The organism is Mesorhizobium australicum (genome assembly GCF_900177325.1).
In the GTDB taxonomy this organism is placed as follows: Bacteria; Pseudomonadota; Alphaproteobacteria; order Rhizobiales; family Rhizobiaceae; genus Mesorhizobium_A; species Mesorhizobium_A australicum_A.
Window position 1 is genome coordinate 3281828 of record NZ_FXBL01000004.1, and the last position, 14151, is coordinate 3295978.

At 64.5% G+C, this 14151-nt stretch carries 15 protein-coding genes; 5 read left to right on the forward strand and 10 right to left on the reverse strand.

The features are described from left to right. Positions 1-68 precede the first annotated feature (68 nt). Both B9Z03_RS18655 and B9Z03_RS18660 read right to left on the reverse strand, forming a co-directional pair. Positions 69-650 carry a GDYXXLXY domain-containing protein gene (locus B9Z03_RS18655; RefSeq protein ID WP_085465582.1) on the reverse strand — a complete coding sequence of 194 codons (582 nt, stop codon included), beginning with the start codon at positions 648-650 and terminating at the stop codon, positions 69-71. Continuing rightward, on the reverse strand, positions 647-1747 hold the full coding sequence (locus B9Z03_RS18660; protein WP_085465583.1) for a DUF2157 domain-containing protein: 1101 nt from the start codon (positions 1745-1747) through the stop codon (positions 647-649). The genes B9Z03_RS18655 and B9Z03_RS18660 overlap by 4 nt, the downstream gene beginning before the upstream one ends. A 244-nt stretch (positions 1748-1991) precedes the next feature. On the opposite strand from B9Z03_RS18660, the gene B9Z03_RS18665 reads away from it, so the two are divergent. Beyond that, positions 1992-2132, forward strand: coding sequence for a DUF1127 domain-containing protein (locus tag B9Z03_RS18665; protein WP_085465584.1), 141 nt, complete (start codon positions 1992-1994; stop codon positions 2130-2132). 170 nt (positions 2133-2302) lie between these two features. Here B9Z03_RS18665 and B9Z03_RS18670 read toward each other — a convergent pair whose 3' ends face one another. Next, positions 2303-2911, reverse strand: a complete 609-nt coding sequence (locus B9Z03_RS18670; RefSeq protein ID WP_244561779.1) for a hypothetical protein — start codon at positions 2909-2911, stop codon at positions 2303-2305. Positions 2912-2994: 83 nt separating this feature from the next. Here B9Z03_RS18670 and trmFO point away from each other — a divergent pair, with 83 nt between their 5' ends. The 3 genes from trmFO to B9Z03_RS18685 are packed head-to-tail and all read left to right on the forward strand — an operon-like array spanning position 2995 to position 5811. Further along, entirely contained in the window at positions 2995-4416 is a 1422-nt protein-coding gene (gene trmFO, locus B9Z03_RS18675) for a methylenetetrahydrofolate--tRNA-(uracil(54)-C(5))-methyltransferase (FADH(2)-oxidizing) TrmFO (protein WP_085465585.1), read from the forward strand. Between the two features lie 6 nt (positions 4417-4422). Then, positions 4423-4947 carry a hypothetical protein gene (locus B9Z03_RS18680; RefSeq protein ID WP_139832326.1) on the forward strand — a complete coding sequence of 175 codons (525 nt, stop codon included), beginning with the start codon at positions 4423-4425 and terminating at the stop codon, positions 4945-4947. 33 nt (positions 4948-4980) lie between these two features. Further along, entirely contained in the window at positions 4981-5811 is an 831-nt protein-coding gene (locus tag B9Z03_RS18685; RefSeq protein WP_085465587.1) for a crotonase/enoyl-CoA hydratase family protein, read from the forward strand. Positions 5812-5815: 4 nt separating this feature from the next. Here B9Z03_RS18685 and B9Z03_RS18690 read toward each other — a convergent pair whose 3' ends face one another. From B9Z03_RS18690 to yajC, 6 genes are all read right to left on the reverse strand, one after another. Then, positions 5816-6775: a sterol desaturase family protein gene (locus B9Z03_RS18690; RefSeq protein ID WP_176247556.1), complete on the reverse strand. Its 960-nt coding sequence runs from the start codon at positions 6773-6775 to the stop codon at positions 5816-5818. Beyond that, on the reverse strand, positions 6775-7203 hold the full coding sequence (locus tag B9Z03_RS29885) for a hypothetical protein (RefSeq protein WP_176247557.1): 429 nt from the start codon (positions 7201-7203) through the stop codon (positions 6775-6777). The genes B9Z03_RS18690 and B9Z03_RS29885 overlap by 1 nt, the downstream gene beginning before the upstream one ends. 76 nt (positions 7204-7279) lie before the next feature. Continuing rightward, positions 7280-8113 carry a phytoene/squalene synthase family protein gene (locus B9Z03_RS18700; protein ID WP_085465589.1) on the reverse strand — a complete coding sequence of 278 codons (834 nt, stop codon included), beginning with the start codon at positions 8111-8113 and terminating at the stop codon, positions 7280-7282. Next, entirely contained in the window at positions 8114-8518 is a 405-nt protein-coding gene (locus tag B9Z03_RS18705; protein ID WP_085465590.1) for an Mth938-like domain-containing protein, read from the reverse strand. 3 nt (positions 8519-8521) lie between these two features. After that, the gene (gene secDF / locus B9Z03_RS18710; protein ID WP_085465591.1) at positions 8522-11083 is read right to left on the reverse strand and encodes a protein translocase subunit SecDF; all 2562 of its coding nucleotides are present in this window, start codon (positions 11081-11083) and stop codon (positions 8522-8524) included. A gap of 37 nt (positions 11084-11120) precedes the next feature. Next, positions 11121-11465, reverse strand: coding sequence for a preprotein translocase subunit YajC (yajC, locus tag B9Z03_RS18715; RefSeq protein ID WP_085465592.1), 345 nt, complete (start codon positions 11463-11465; stop codon positions 11121-11123). 187 nt (positions 11466-11652) lie between these two features. Between yajC and B9Z03_RS18720 the strand changes: the two genes are divergently transcribed. Next, positions 11653-12519, forward strand: coding sequence for an ATP-binding protein (locus B9Z03_RS18720; RefSeq protein ID WP_139832327.1), 867 nt, complete (start codon positions 11653-11655; stop codon positions 12517-12519). Between the two features lie 118 nt (positions 12520-12637). Here B9Z03_RS18720 and B9Z03_RS18725 read toward each other — a convergent pair whose 3' ends face one another. Next, on the reverse strand, positions 12638-14134 hold the full coding sequence (locus tag B9Z03_RS18725; protein ID WP_348529040.1) for a peptidoglycan DD-metalloendopeptidase family protein: 1497 nt from the start codon (positions 14132-14134) through the stop codon (positions 12638-12640). Positions 14135-14151: the final 17 nt, after the last annotated feature.

Consider the following 14151-nt stretch of genomic DNA (forward strand, 5'->3'; position numbering starts at 1 on the left):
TTTGCCGGGAAAAATGCCTTTTCGAGGGCGGTTTTCCCCATTCTATCCACAGGGCGAGGGCGTTGTGGTCAGTAGAGCGGTTCCTCGAAAAGCACCGTGTCGCCGTCGAGGAAACGCTTGATCTGTGCCGAGCCGTCGGCGGCGACGGCGGCCACGACCGCAAAGGGGCGCACGCGCATGTCGACCTCGATCGGCTTGCCCTCGCCTTCCGGCAGGTAGAAGCGCTCCAGGCCGTAGTCCACCGACGCGCTTCCACTCGCCGCCGGCGTCCCCGACGCCATACCGGAGACCACCACCTCGCCTGCCTCCACAGCGGGCAGAAGTGCCTTGTCGAAGGCCGCCGACTTCACGCCGAAGTAGCCGTCGTCCTGCTTGCGCAGGAGAAGCCAGACAGGCTTGGCCTCGTAATCGCCATCACCTGTCGGCGGCGGCGTGAACAGCGAGGCCGGAACGGTCGAGATGTCGTAGCCCAGGCGCACATAATCACCACGCAAAAGGTCGCGCGGATCGACGGGCTGGACTTTGAGCAGCACCTCCTGGCCGTTGCGCAGCACGGCGGCGCGCCCGGCGATGTTCCAGGACAGGAAACCAATCTGCAGCACCGAGATCAGCAGCGCGCCAACGAGGACGAGGCGGGAGGATTTCATCATGCGGCTCCCTGGATGGCGGCGCTCGCGGCGATGCGGCGCTCGATACGGATGATGACGAAGGCGAGCACGCCGAGGCCGATGGCCGCGAGCAGGAAGAAGCCGGCGGTCCCCAGCATCGTGCCGACGGTCGCGATGTAGACGAAGGAAATCTCGACGGCAAAGCCGAGATAGGCGAGCCAGCGAACCTTGCGACCGGCCTTGCCGCCGATCACGAGGGCCCCGGCGATCGCCGCGAAAGTCAGCGCGGCAAGCCAGGCGAAATGTGCTTCGTCGACGAACACCACCTGCAGGGTGAACATGCCGACGAGGAAGCCGATGAGCGCCTCAGCCGCGAGCCCCTCGCCCAGGCCGCTCAACCTGTCGACGATATCACCGCCACGCACCGCCACGACGAAGGCAAGCGCCGAGACAAGTGCCATCGCAGCCGGGATTACCAGCAGCTCCGTATCGAAATAGAGCATGAAGAAGTGCGCGATGAGCGAGAGCACGATGAGATGGCGCGCCGGCAGGCTGCGGGTCCACACGGCAACGGCCCAGAGCACGGCGAGAAGCAGCGGATACCACGCGTTGACCTCGAGGTCGAAACTGAAGACCGGCCAAGAGGCCCAGGCCGCGGAAAGGCAGACCGCCGCCGCCGCGAGCACTGGCGAGCGCAGCAGAGCAGCTGCCAGCGCCGTGCCGACGCACCAGACGAGGATCGCCTGCGTCTCGTCGCCGCTGAGGTGATACATCTGCCCGATCAGTGCGATCCCGCCGCCGAAGGCGGCCGCGGAAATCAGCCAGAGCGCCTCGGCGAGTGCTGCGTGGTCGCGCAGCTTGAGGAACGCACCGCCAAGATAGCCGCCGGCGATAACCGCGAAGATCGCCCCGACACGGCCGAGGCGTGGAATCTCCTCCCAGTTCGCCGCAATCAGGATGAGGATGGCCGCAGACATCAGCAGCGCCGCCATGACGGCGAGTACCTGGCCAAAGCCGATGCCTTTGCCGTGATTGGCTGCGACGTCGTCGCGAAGCTGCTGGCCCAGCGCAGCGGAGACAAGTCCCCTCGCTTCCCATCGGGCAATATCCTGCCCCACCTTGTCGACATATCCGGCCATGGTTCTCCCCGTCGTCCGCCCGAACTGACCGTCCGCAGGTATCGGCGCAATGTCGCCCGGCCGCACGATCGCAACCGCCCCATTGCGGCCGTTTCGCGACCGGCAGTTAACCGCCGTTAATGGTGCATTGCACAATTCGCATTGCTGCCATGCAACATTTGCCCTTTGAACGGGAGCCGAACGCACTTATCTCTGGTTCGTAACAAAGATAGACGAATACGAAAAAGAAGAAACGAGCACTGAAATGAACATCATCCGCAACTACCGCAACTGGCGTCGTTACCGCGAAACCGTGTCCGAGCTGAACCGCCTGTCGAACCGCGAACTCACCGATCTCGGCATTTCCCGCAGCGACATCCCCTTCGTCGCGCGCAAGTCGATCTGACGAATATAGAAATCTCGCCAGGGTCTACCTCCTCCCAGACCCTGTGAGATACGGCCGGAGTTTACCTCCTCCCAAACGACGGCCACCGAGACACCCGCCGGACCTCCTCCCCCGGCGGGTGTTTTCGTTTCTGGAGGAATCTCCCCGAATTTCCTGCGCAAACGAGCCGTCTATCGCTCGCCCATCACGCCCCGCGACTTCCACTGGTCGAGAGGCATGATGTCCGGCCTGCCGCCCATTGGTTCATACCAGCTGTCCACCGCCCATCTCGTCCCGCCCTGTTCGGTAAGCACCGCGGTGGAATGAGGATAGCGGCCATCCACGAACATGCCCCGCGAGACGTTGGATTCGACACGGTGGTGCCGGATCAGGCCCCGGCCCTGGAGATAGAGCATCAGGGTGCGCGTGTTGGTCGATTCGTCGATGCAATCCATCTGGCCCATGCGGCCCGACTGGGCGATGGTGGACTTGGCCGTGTCGCGCACGCCAATCGCCTGGCCCGCGCGGGTCTCGAAATAGGCGACCGCCGAGCCGATTGCCTGGCGCTCCGCGTTCGCAGAGCCTTTCCCGCTGGCCATGATCGACGCGAAGCGGCTCGCGTCCGCCGAGGTCAGGGCGAGCGTCGTGCGGTTGCGGCAATCGAAGCCGTGGCAGACGGAAAGCTTCGAGACCGTGGTCTCCTTCTTCACCGCCGAATAGTTCGACGAGGTCGAGACACATCCCGCCGCCAGTGGCATTGTGAGAGCGAAGACGGCAAACAAACTGAATCTGTGCTGCATGGCGCGCAGACTATTCGGCCCTCTCGACACACGCAATCCGCGAGACGTTGTGTTTTGCGCCCTCCGCGACTATTCCACTCTCCATGAGCGACAGATCCATTCATGTCATAGGCGGCGGCCTCGCCGGCTCGGAAGCTGCGTGGCAGATCGCCAGCGCCGGCGTGCCGGTGATCCTGCACGAGATGCGCGGCGTGCGCGGCACCGAGGCGCATAAGACCGACGGACTCGCCGAGCTCGTCTGCTCCAATTCCTTCCGCTCCGACGACGCCGAGACCAACGCCGTCGGCCTGCTGCATGCCGAGATGCGGCTTGCCGGCTCGCTGATCATGGCCTGCGGCGACGCGCATCAGGTGCCGGCCGGCGGGGCGCTCGCCGTCGACCGTGACGGCTTCTCCGACGCGGTAACCGCGAAGCTCGCCGCGCACCCGCTGGTGACGATCGTGCGTGAAGAGATCGTCGGCCTGCCGCCGGTCGAATGGGACCAGGCGATCATCGCCACCGGCCCCCTCACCGCGCCCTCGCTTGCCGAAGCGATCCGCGCCGAGACCGGGGCAGATGCGCTCGCCTTCTTCGACGCCATCGCGCCGATCGTCCATTTCGATACGATCGACATGACGAAGGCCTGGTTCCAGTCGCGCTACGACAAGGTCGGTCCTGGCGGCACCGGCAAGGATTATGTCAACTGCCCGATGGACAAGGCTGAATACGAGGCCTTCGTTCAGGCGCTCCGCGACGGGCTCAAGACCGAATTCAAGGAGTGGGAAGGCACGCCCTATTTCGACGGCTGTTTGCCGATCGAAGTAATGGCCGAGCGCGGCGTCGAGACGCTCAGGCACGGGCCGATGAAGCCGATGGGGCTCACCAACGCGCACAATCCGACAGTCAAGGCCTATGCCGTCGTCCAGCTTCGCCAGGACAATGCGTTGGGCACCCTCTACAACATGGTCGGATTCCAGACGAAGCTGAAGCATGGCGAACAGACGCGCATCTTCCGCATGATCCCCGGCCTGGAAAACGCAGAATTCGCGCGGCTCGGCGGGTTGCACCGCAACACCTACATCAACTCGCCGACGCTTCTTGCGCATGACCTGCAGCTCAAAGGACGTCCCGGCCTGCGCTTCGCCGGCCAGATCACCGGCTGCGAAGGCTATGTCGAGAGCGCCTCGATCGGCCTGCTCGCCGGCCGCTTTGCCGCAGCCGAGCGACTCGGCCGCGCCCCGTCGCTGCCTCCCGCAACGACCGCCTTTGGCGCCCTGCTCGGCCATATCACCGGCGGGCATCTGGTGTCCGACGACGAGCCGGGAAAGCGCTCCTTCCAGCCCATGAACATCAACTTTGGCCTTTTCCCGCCGCTCGCCGCCGGGACGAAGCTCAAGCCTGACGATTTCGAAGGCCGCTTCCGCGGCAAGGACAAGACGATCGCGAAGAAGAAAGCGATCACGGCCCGAGCGCTGGCGGACTGCCGGACGTGGTTAGAAATGACCCCCGGCGCGAAGGCGGCATGAACAGCGATGGCGGGGGATGTTCCACAGCTTCTGCCGCCCGGCCTGCCAGAATCCGAAACGCCGTTTTGGGGTGACTATGACGTATGCTGGAGCGTCTACATTCGATGTTCCAACAGGCGAAAATTGCGCGAGGTCCACATACTGGCGCTGGACAGAGCTATCAAGGAACCGCATGGGCCACGAAAGTGGACCTATGAGCGTGAGGAGCCTATCGAGCCGGCGGAGCGCAATCCGAACGAGCACCGGATCGTTGCTCTCGAGAAGATCAGCGGCCCCTATCGGGATAGCCTCCTATCGGACCTGATGCGGCGACTCTATAATCTGGCGCCCAATTGGAACATCACGGCGCGCCTCGATGAGGACGATCCCCGCGGGATCTATGTGATGGCCCGCCATGTAAAGCAGGATCCGGGCAACAAAACTCCTGCGGTCGTCGACGTTCTTGTGGAACTTGAGCCCGATTGGTCCTCCATCGATCCGTCAGTTGGCCGCTATCTTGGCAGCGGTCAACCAATCAGGATCGCGAAGTAAACCGCAACAAGCTGATCCTCCAAGGAGCTCTCTATGCCGAATCTGACCAGCACCTTCTTCCGCGTCGAGCGCGACGGGCCGGTCGCAATCCTCTCCATGAACCGACCGGACAAGGCCAACGGTATGACGCCGGACTTCTGGACTGACCTGCCGCGGCTGATGACTGAGCTCGACCGCGACGAGACAGTCCGCGTCGCGATCCTGCGTGGCGAAGGCAAACATTTCAGCGGAGGCATGGACCTCGCCGCGTTCGCGGAGATCGCCGCGCTGCTCCAGAAAGAGCCCGGGCGTGCTGCCTATGCGCTGCGCGACATGATCCTGCGGCTGCAGGGCGCCTTCACCGCCATCGAGCGCGCCCGCTTCCCGGTCATCGCCGAGATCCACGGCGCCTGCATCGGCGGCGGCATCGACATGATCACAGCCTGCGACCTGCGCATCGCGTCGGAGGAGGCATACTTCTCGATCGAAGAGATCCATATCGGCATGGCAGCCGATGTCGGCACGCTGCAGCGCTTGCCAAAGCTGATTTCACCGTCGATCGCCGCCGAGCTTGCCTATACCGGCCGGCGCTTCCTGGCCGACGAGGCGAAGGCGATCGGGCTGCTGTCCAGCGTCCTTCCCGACCGCGAGGCGCTCCAGTCGGCCTCCCGCGAGATCGCGCGCGACATCGCCGAAAAATCACCGCTCGCGATCGCCGGCATCAAGCGCAACCTCGCTTACGCCCGCGACCATTCGGTTGCCGACGGGCTCGACTATATCGCGACCTGGAACGCCGGCATGCTGCGGCCGGCCGACCTGATGTCGGCGGTGCAGGCGAAGATGGCGAAGACAAAGGCGACGTTCGCGGACCTGTTGAAGGCCTAGGTCATCACTCCGCCGGCTTGAGCCCCTGCTCCGCCGCGCCGGGCAGCCCCGGTTTGCCGGCTTCCGAAGGGTTTCTCCGCACATAGTCGGCCTTCAGGCTTTCCGAGGTCTCGCGCGAGCCGTCGTGGCTCCAGCCGGGCGGCATGAACACGTAGCCGAGCCGCTGTCGCAGCGTCAGTCCCGGCGCGAAGGCGTCCTTGAACAGGCCGACATATTCGTGGAACGCGACCTTCACAGGATTGAAGGTCCCGATGTTCTTGACGATGCCGTAGCGCGGCCGGTCCTCCTCCAGTTCCTCGACGAAAGTGCCGAACATCCGGTCCCAGATGATCAGCGTGCCGGCGTAGTTCGCGTCCAGGTAACGCGGATTCGTCGCGTGATGGACGCGGTGATGCGACGGCGTGTTAAACACCGCCTCGAACCAGCGCGGTAGCTTGCCGATCGTCTCGGTATGGATCCAGAACTGCCAGACGAGATTGAAGCCGAACACGAAGGCGATGACCGCCGGATGGAAGCCGAGCAGCACCAGCGGCGCCTGCAGCACGAACATGCCGGTGAACAGGCCCGTCCAGCTCTGACGGAGCGCCGTCGAGAGATTGTAGTGCTGGCTCGAATGGTGGTTGACGTGCTCGGCCCAGACCCAGCGCACCCGGTGCGCGATGCGATGGTACCAGTAGTAGCGCAGGTCATCGAGCAGAAAGGCCACGACAAAAACCCACGCCGACAGGCCGAGGTCGAAGAGGCGGTATTGCCACAGCCAGGCGAGCGCGCTGAACGAAACGAAACCGAGCAGCAATCCGGCGACAACGTTCCCGGTGCCCATCAGGAGGCTCGTCAGCGCGTCGCGGGTCTCGAATTCGCCCTTGGCGCGGCCGGTGCGCACGAGCCAGAGTTCGAGCAGGATCGCGACGACGAAGAAGGGAATCGCGATCTCGGTCACGTTGGGAAAGGAATATTGTTCCATCAGGCGGCCCTCCTGTCGACGGTGCGGCGTGTCAGCGCTGCAGCGACCCGGTCCGCAACCTCGGCGCTCTCGAATTCGAACACCGCACCCGGAAAGGTGAAGTCGGAAAAGCGCACCAGAAGCGAGGCTTCGCCGCTCCGCCGCAGCGACGCCACGTCTTCCGGCGCGACCAGACGAGTCAGGAACTTTGCGCCCATCGCGTGGACCAGCCCGATGCGGCCGTCCGCGGTTTCGAGGAATGCAGAGCATCGATCCGTGGTCAGATGGACGGCGCGGACCTCGACATTCGGATAGTCGAGCGCGAACCGCGCACGCGCGGCGTCTGCGCTCACGAGCGAGGCCTTTCTGCTGCCGCCGGTCAGATGGATCAGCGTCACGATCAGGCCGACGCCGACCACCACCAAGGCGGCGAGGACGGGCAAACTCATCAAGCTCCTCCGGCGCGGCGGGTCTCGTTCCGCGTCTTCAACGAAGCATAGCAGCCTTGACGTTTACGTCAAAGTATCACCAGCCGCGTGAGGCGCGGCGGAACAGCAGCCAGTGACGGCGCAGCGCCGAAATATCGGGCGACGGCTCCTGGTAGCCGGAGGACGGATCGATCCTGCCGAGACGCGCGGGCAAAGTCGCCATCGGTAGGAAGGCGGGACGCAGCGAGGTCGGCAAGGCTGAGACCCCGGCTTCGAACGCGCGCAAGTGCTCGCTGGCGAGCGAAACCATCGCGCTCGCGGCCGCCGTCATGGCGGCGGCGTTTTCTCCGGCGACGAAAGCGTCGCGATCGAGCCCCGCGGCGGCGAGAATATCGAGCGGCACGAAGCACTGCCCTCGGGAGCGGTGATACGGCATCAGCCGGATCAGCCGTACAATGCCGGCCGCACATCCCGCGTGACCCGACGCCTCGCCCGCATTCGCCGCCGCTGCGGGATCGAGCACCAGCGCGGCGAGCTGGAAAATCGCCGACACGGTCTCCCCGCAATAGCCTTCGAGATCCGTCCGGCTGGGCATCGGGTCGTCGTAGAGGTCGAACACGCGCGCTTCGAGATAGTCGAGGAAGGTCTGCCTGGGCAGCCGATGGTCGGCAATTGCCTTGAGAAGGGCGATTGCGATCGGATGTCCGCCCCCCGGTTCGTCCGCGGAGATCACGTCGCGCCACCATTGCAACCTGATCTCGCCGGGCATCGGATCCGAGATCAGGTCCCGCACCCTCGCGACTTCCGCATCGAACGCATAGAGTGCGAGCAGTGCGTCACGCCTGTCCTCCGGCGCGTAAAGCACGCTGAGATACCGGTCCTGGTCGGCCTTGCGCACCAGGTCGGCAAGATATGGATCGAGAGATGGCATTCACTCGACCGCAATCAGCGCGGCGGCAACCGCGCGCCCATCTGCGAGCAGCACGTTGAATGTGCGCAGCGCCGCACCCGTCGACATCGGGTCGGAAGAGATGCCGGCGGCCCGTAGGGCTTCCCTCACCGGCTTGGGGATAGGCCGCAGGTCGCGTCCCATACCTACGAGCAGAATCTCGATGTCATCGCTTTCCGCGAACACCTTCGCCAGGTCGTCGATGTCGATCGCCGCGGGATCCTTCGGCTCCCAGCCATAGATGCCGGACGGCAGGCACAGGATCGAGCCGCGATGCGACATGTCCGCGAAGCGGAATCCGCCATTGCCGTAGGCATCGATCGGCGCGCGCCCGGGAAAGTGCGCCTGGCGGATCACGATACCCGGGCCTGTGGGGGCCTGAGCCATGGCTCAGGCCTTGGCCGGGGTCGCCTTGGCGCCTTCCTTCGGCGCGCCCGGCTCGTCGCGGTCGAACATGCCCGGGCGGAGCTTGAACAGGATAAGCAGCGGGCTGGCGATGAAGATCGACGAATATGTGCCGAAGGCGATGCCGAAGATCATGGCCAGCGTGAACGATCGGATGACCTCGCCCCCGAATAGGTAGAGTGCCAGGAGTGCGATCAGCGTGGTCAAGCTGGTCAGAAACGTGCGCGACAGCGTCTGGTTCATCGACAGGTCGAGCAGTTGGTCGAGCGGCATCTTCTTGTAGCGTCTCAGATTTTCCCGGACGCGATCATAGACGACCACTGTGTCGTTGACCGAATAGCCGACAACGGTGAGTACGGCCGCGATGCTCGACAAATTGAACTCGAGACCTAATAGGACGTAGAGCCCGATCACCATGATGACATCGTGCAGCGTCGAGATTACCGCTCCAACGCCGAACTGCCATTCGAAGCGGAACCAGATATAGACGAGCATCGCGATCAGGGCGAGGACAACGGCAATCGTGCCCGCCCGCGCCAGTTCAGACGACACGGTGGGCCCGACCGACTCTACGCGCCTAAACTCATAATCGTTCGCCAGCTCCCCCTGAACTTTGGCGACGACACTCTGCTCGGCATTGTCACCCAGATTCTGGCCGCCGACGCGAACCAGATAATCGCCAATCGCTCCGATCTGCTGCACCTGCACATCGCCGAGGTTTAGATCGGACAAGCGAGATCTAATGTCGCCGGCGTCGCCGGACCCGCTTTTGGCACGGACTTCAATACTGGTGCCACCTTGGAAGTCGATGCCGTAATTCATCGACTTTGTCATGAACAGCGTGACGGATGCGATCGACAGGAAGATCGACAATGCGAACGTGTAGCGCCGCCATGACATGAACGGAATCTTGGTATTGTCAGGAACGATGTTGACGAACCCGCGCGGCAGTTCGGTCGGCCGCTGACGGCGCAGCCAGAACGCAATCATCCAGCGCGTCAGGGTGAAGGCCGTAAACACGGTCGTGGCAATGCCTATGGCAAGCGTCACCGCGAAGCCGCGCACCGGGCCAGAGCCCATGTAGAACAGGATCATGGCCGCGATCAGCGTGGTCAGGTTGGCGTCAACGATCGTCGCGAGCGCGCGCGCGAACCCCGCGTCCAGAGACTGCACGATCGATCGCCCCGCGCGCCGCTCTTCCTTGACGCGTTCATAGATGAGAACGTTGGAATCGACCGCCATGCCCATGGTCAGAACGATACCGGCGATGCCGGGAAGCGTTAGCGTCGCGCCCAGTAGGGATAATGCGGCGACAATCAGGGCAATGTTCGCCGCCAGTGCAATATTGGCGATGAGGCCGAGCGAACCGTAGGCCAATATCATGAAGCCGAGCACCAGCACGGCCCCGATGATCGACGCGACCTTACCCGCCGAGATCGAGTCTGCACCGAGGCTAGGGCCCACCGTGCGCTCCTCGATGATCGTCAGCGTCGCCGGAAGCGCGCCGGCCCTAAGCAGGACGGCAAGGTCGTTCGCGCCTTCCACGGTGAAATTGCCGGAGATCTGGCCGGTGCCGCCGAGGATCGGCTCACGGATCTGCGGCGCGGAGATGACTTGGTTGTCGAGGATGATCGCAAACAGCTTGCCGACATTCTGCTGCGTCGCCTGGCCGAACAGCGTGGCGCCGCGATTGTCGAATCGGAACGAGACGACCGGCTCGCTGGTGCGCTGGTCGAACGTAGCCTGCGCATCGACGAGATTCTCGCCGGAGACGATCACGCGGGTCTCGATGAGATAGGCCTCGGGCGGATCGTCGGTCGAATACATGACGACCGATCCTGCCGGCGGGCGGCCCTCGATAGCATCCTGCACCGGCATGGTCGAATCGACCATCTGGAACGTCAGCTTCGCGGTCTGGCCGAGGATGTCCTTCAGCCTGTCGGGATCCTGCAGGCCGGGCACCTGCACGAGGATACGGTCGTCACCCTGGCGCTGGATGAGAGGTTCCGTCGTGCCGAGCTCGTTGACGCGCCGGCCGACGACCTCGATCGACTGCGACAGCGCGGAGTTCATCCGGTAGTTGATGCCCGCTTCCGTGAGGGTATAGCGCAACAGGCCGGGCTCCGGCTCGTCGAAGTCGAGTTCGCTGATCGAGCCGCCGGTGAAGAGGCCGGACGCGACCGGCGCCGTCATGTTGGTGAGCGCGTCCTTGGCCTTCTGGACATCGGCCGCGTCGCGGATCCTCACCTGCACCGAATTGGCGGTGCCCGACAGGCCGGTGTAGCCGATCCGCGCGTCACGCAGCGAGGCACGGATGTCGTTGCGGGCGGTTTCAAGCCGCTCTTCGATCAGATCCTTGCGATCAAGCTGCAGGAGGATGTGCGAACCGCCCTGCAGGTCGAGGCCGAGCGTCATCTGCCGCTTCGGCATCCAGTCGGGCAGCGCATCGAGGAACGACTTTGAAAACAGGTTCGGGGCGGCAATCACCACGCCGACGGCCACCGTCAACCAGATGAGGATGGTCTTCCAGCGCGTGAAATGAAGCATTTCCGTTCCTCTCGACCGGCCTTCTGCGGGCCGTATCTCAGCCCTTGGCGTTCTGGTTGGCGACCGGCTCGCCCTTGGCCCGCACTTCCGCGATCGTCGCGCGCACGGCCGTGACCTTCACATTGTTGCCGAGGTCGATCTCGACCTCGCCGCGCTCGTCGATCACCTTGGCTACCTTGCCGACCAGTCCGCCTCCGGTGACGACCTGATCGCCACGACGGATGTTCTTCAGCATCTCCTCACGCTTCTTCAACTGCGCACGCTGCGGACGGATAATCAGGAAATACATGATCACGAAGATCAGCACGAACGGCAGGATGCTGATCAGCATCTCGGATCCGCCGGCGACGCCGGTCTGCGCGTATGCAGGGGTGACGAACATCAAGAACTCCCGAAAAGACAAAGGGCCGGTCCGTGCGGGCCAGCCGAGGTGGGCGGAATATAGTCGGTCAAGGCGTCAATGCAACCGCGCGCGGCCGCCGCAGGCGCGCTTTTCCCGCCCGAATCCGCGTGTTATGCCGCCTGCCCGGCCCGGGATCGTGCCGGCGGATGCAGACATGGGAAGAGAAATGACGCAGGAATCGATCGAAGCCAAGCTGGACAAGCTCATCCAGGCTGTTGCGCGCCTTGCGCCGCCGACGCCTCCGCAGCCCGAATTCGCCGCGGCCGAGGGTTTCGTATGGGATGCTGAGCGCGGCTATCCGGCGCCGGTGCCGCGGGTGAGCCGCGTCGACATCGGTCTGATCAAGGGCGTGGACCGGGTGCGCGATATCCTCGTCGACAACACGATGCGCTTCGCCTCCGGACTGCCCGCCAACAACGTGCTTCTCTGGGGCGCTCGGGGCATGGGCAAGTCCTCGCTGGTGAAGGCCGCGCACGCGCTCGCCAACCGCGAAGGCCCCTCGGCAGGCAGGCTGAAGCTGATCGAGATCCACCGCGAGGACATCTCGACGCTGCCGCGGCTGCTCAACCTCCTCAAGACCGAGCCTTACCGCTTCATCCTGTTCTGCGACGACCTGTCCTTCGACAGCGACGACACGTCCTACAAGTCGCTGAAGGCCGCGCTCGACGGCGGCGTCGAGGGGCGGCCGGAAAACGTCATCTTCTACGCAACGTCCAACCGGCGCCACCTCCTGCCGCGCGACATGATCGAGAACGAGCGCTCGACCGCGATCAACCCGCACGAGGCGGTCGAGGAGAAGGTTTCCCTGTCCGACCGCTTCGGCCTGTGGCTCGGCTTCCACAAATGCAGCCAGGACGAGTATCTCGCGATGATCGACGGATACGTCGCGCATTACGGGCTCAAGGTCACACCAGAGACGCTGCGCCACGAGGCGCTCGAGTGGGCGACGACGCGCGGCAGCCGGTCGGGACGCGTCGCCTGGCAGTTCATCCAGGATCTCGCCGGCAGGCTCGGCCAGCGCATCTCCGAATGAAAATCCGCCCTGCCTTTGGCGCCGCCCCGAACGTGTCGGAGCGAGATCAAAGGCAGGGCGGGACCGGAGTTGGCGCGGCGGGCTGGAGGTCCGGACGTCGCGCTAAGGCTCTTCCTGGCTATTCGAGATATTGCTGCGGGTCGACGGGATTAGAATTCTCGCGAACCTCGAAGTGCAGCTTCGGCGTATCGGTGCTGCCGGTCATGCCCGAGGTGGCGATCTCCTGGCCGCGCTTGACCGTATCGCCGCGGCTGACTTTGATCTCGCCGGTATGGCCGTAGACGGTCACCTTGCCGTCGGCATGGCGCACCAGCACGGTCTTGCCAAAATCCTTCAGCCCCTCGCCGGCAAAGATCACGACGCCGTTCTCGGCCGCCTTGACCGGCGTGCCTTCCGGCACCGCGATATCGATGCCGTCGTTGAACGAGGCGCCGTTCGAGTTGCCGTAGGTGCCGACGACGCGGCCGCGCACCGGCCAGCGCATCTTGCCGATGCCGGTCGAATCGGGTGCCGCCTCTTTGCTCGCGGCCTCGGCGTCCTTGATCACCTTGTTGTCGGCCTTGGGCGGCGTGTAGGTGGCGAGTTTCGCCGCTTCCGGCTTCGCCTCCTTCTTGGCGGGGCCGGCGGTTCCGGTGATCACTGGGTCGACCTTCGGCGCTTGTGCGACCTGCTGGCCGGCCGCGGGAATAACCAGCTTCTGGCCGATCTTGAGATTGGCCGTCTCGCCGAGATTGTTGGCCTTGCGGATGTCGGCCGCCTTTGCGCCGGTCTTTTTGGCAATTCCATAGAGCGAATCGCCGGCGACGACCGTGTAGCCGCCGCCAGTCTGTGCGGTGGGTTTCGGCGCGGCGGGAGCCGCACTGTTGTCTGCCGTCTTCGTCTCGGCTTCCGCTTCCTTAACCTTGGGCTGCTGCGGCAGGACGGCCAGGTTGTCCGGCCGCTTGCCTGGGCGCGGCACATCAGCCGGCGCATCGGTCTTCACGCCGCGCGACGACTTGGCTTCGGCCACCTCCCGCGTGTTGTCCGGTGCGGAGACGGGAGCCTTGCTGGAATAGACATAGGTCGGGATCACCACCTTCTGGCCGACGGTCACCGTGTCGGCGCTGGCGATCCCGTTGGCCTTCATGATCTCCTTGACCGGCACGCCAAACCGCTTCGACAGGTTATAAAGGGTCTCGCCCTCCTTGAGCGTGACCTGCGTGCCGCCGGCGCGCGACCAGCCCTGATGCACCTCCTCGACCTGCGCAACAGGCGTCCTGGCGACCGAACCGGTCGGTGTGGTGTCCACCCTCGGAGCTTCGGCGACGACCGTCGGAGCGGGCGTGGATACGGGCGCGGAGGCGACCGGAGGAAGAGAGGAGCGCGTCACGGGCTGCGGCGCGACCGCCGTTCGGGCTGCCGATTCTGCATAGGTTCCGTTCGCGGGAGCAGGCCTGGCGGCGACATCGCCGGGGAAAGGCTGGCTGTCCTTCCTGACGATCGAGCGCTGGTTGGCGGTTGAGCCGGTGAGGATGTCGTCGGTGAACCGGCTGACACCGGAGCTGCACCCGGCGGCCACACCGCCGACCAGGACAAGCGCTGCGCCACGCGCCAGAATGCGCTGACTCTTCTGCAACGACCCGAACCGCATGA

Coding starts and splice junctions, on each gene's coding strand:
- B9Z03_RS18665 (WP_085465584.1), top strand. CDS start 1,992: ATGAACATCATCCGCAACTACCGCAACTGGCGTCGTTACCGCGAAACC.
- B9Z03_RS18685 (WP_085465587.1), top strand. CDS start 4,981: ATGCCGAATCTGACCAGCACCTTCTTCCGCGTCGAGCGCGACGGGCCG.
- B9Z03_RS29885 (WP_176247557.1), bottom strand. CDS start 7,203: ATGAGTTTGCCCGTCCTCGCCGCCTTGGTGGTGGTCGGCGTCGGCCTG.
- trmFO (WP_085465585.1), top strand. CDS start 2,995: ATGAGCGACAGATCCATTCATGTCATAGGCGGCGGCCTCGCCGGCTCG.
- B9Z03_RS18690 (WP_176247556.1), bottom strand. CDS start 6,775: ATGGAACAATATTCCTTTCCCAACGTGACCGAGATCGCGATTCCCTTC.
- secDF (WP_085465591.1), bottom strand. CDS start 11,083: ATGCTTCATTTCACGCGCTGGAAGACCATCCTCATCTGGTTGACGGTG.
- B9Z03_RS18705 (WP_085465590.1), bottom strand. CDS start 8,518: ATGGCTCAGGCCCCCACAGGCCCGGGTATCGTGATCCGCCAGGCGCAC.
- B9Z03_RS18680 (WP_139832326.1), top strand. CDS start 4,423: ATGGCGGGGGATGTTCCACAGCTTCTGCCGCCCGGCCTGCCAGAATCC.
- B9Z03_RS18700 (WP_085465589.1), bottom strand. CDS start 8,113: ATGCCATCTCTCGATCCATATCTTGCCGACCTGGTGCGCAAGGCCGAC.
- B9Z03_RS18655 (WP_085465582.1), bottom strand. CDS start 650: ATGATGAAATCCTCCCGCCTCGTCCTCGTTGGCGCGCTGCTGATCTCG.
- B9Z03_RS18660 (WP_085465583.1), bottom strand. CDS start 1,747: ATGGCCGGATATGTCGACAAGGTGGGGCAGGATATTGCCCGATGGGAA.
- B9Z03_RS18670 (WP_244561779.1), bottom strand. CDS start 2,911: ATGCAGCACAGATTCAGTTTGTTTGCCGTCTTCGCTCTCACAATGCCA.
- B9Z03_RS18720 (WP_139832327.1), top strand. CDS start 11,653: ATGACGCAGGAATCGATCGAAGCCAAGCTGGACAAGCTCATCCAGGCT.
- yajC (WP_085465592.1), bottom strand. CDS start 11,465: ATGTTCGTCACCCCTGCATACGCGCAGACCGGCGTCGCCGGCGGATCC.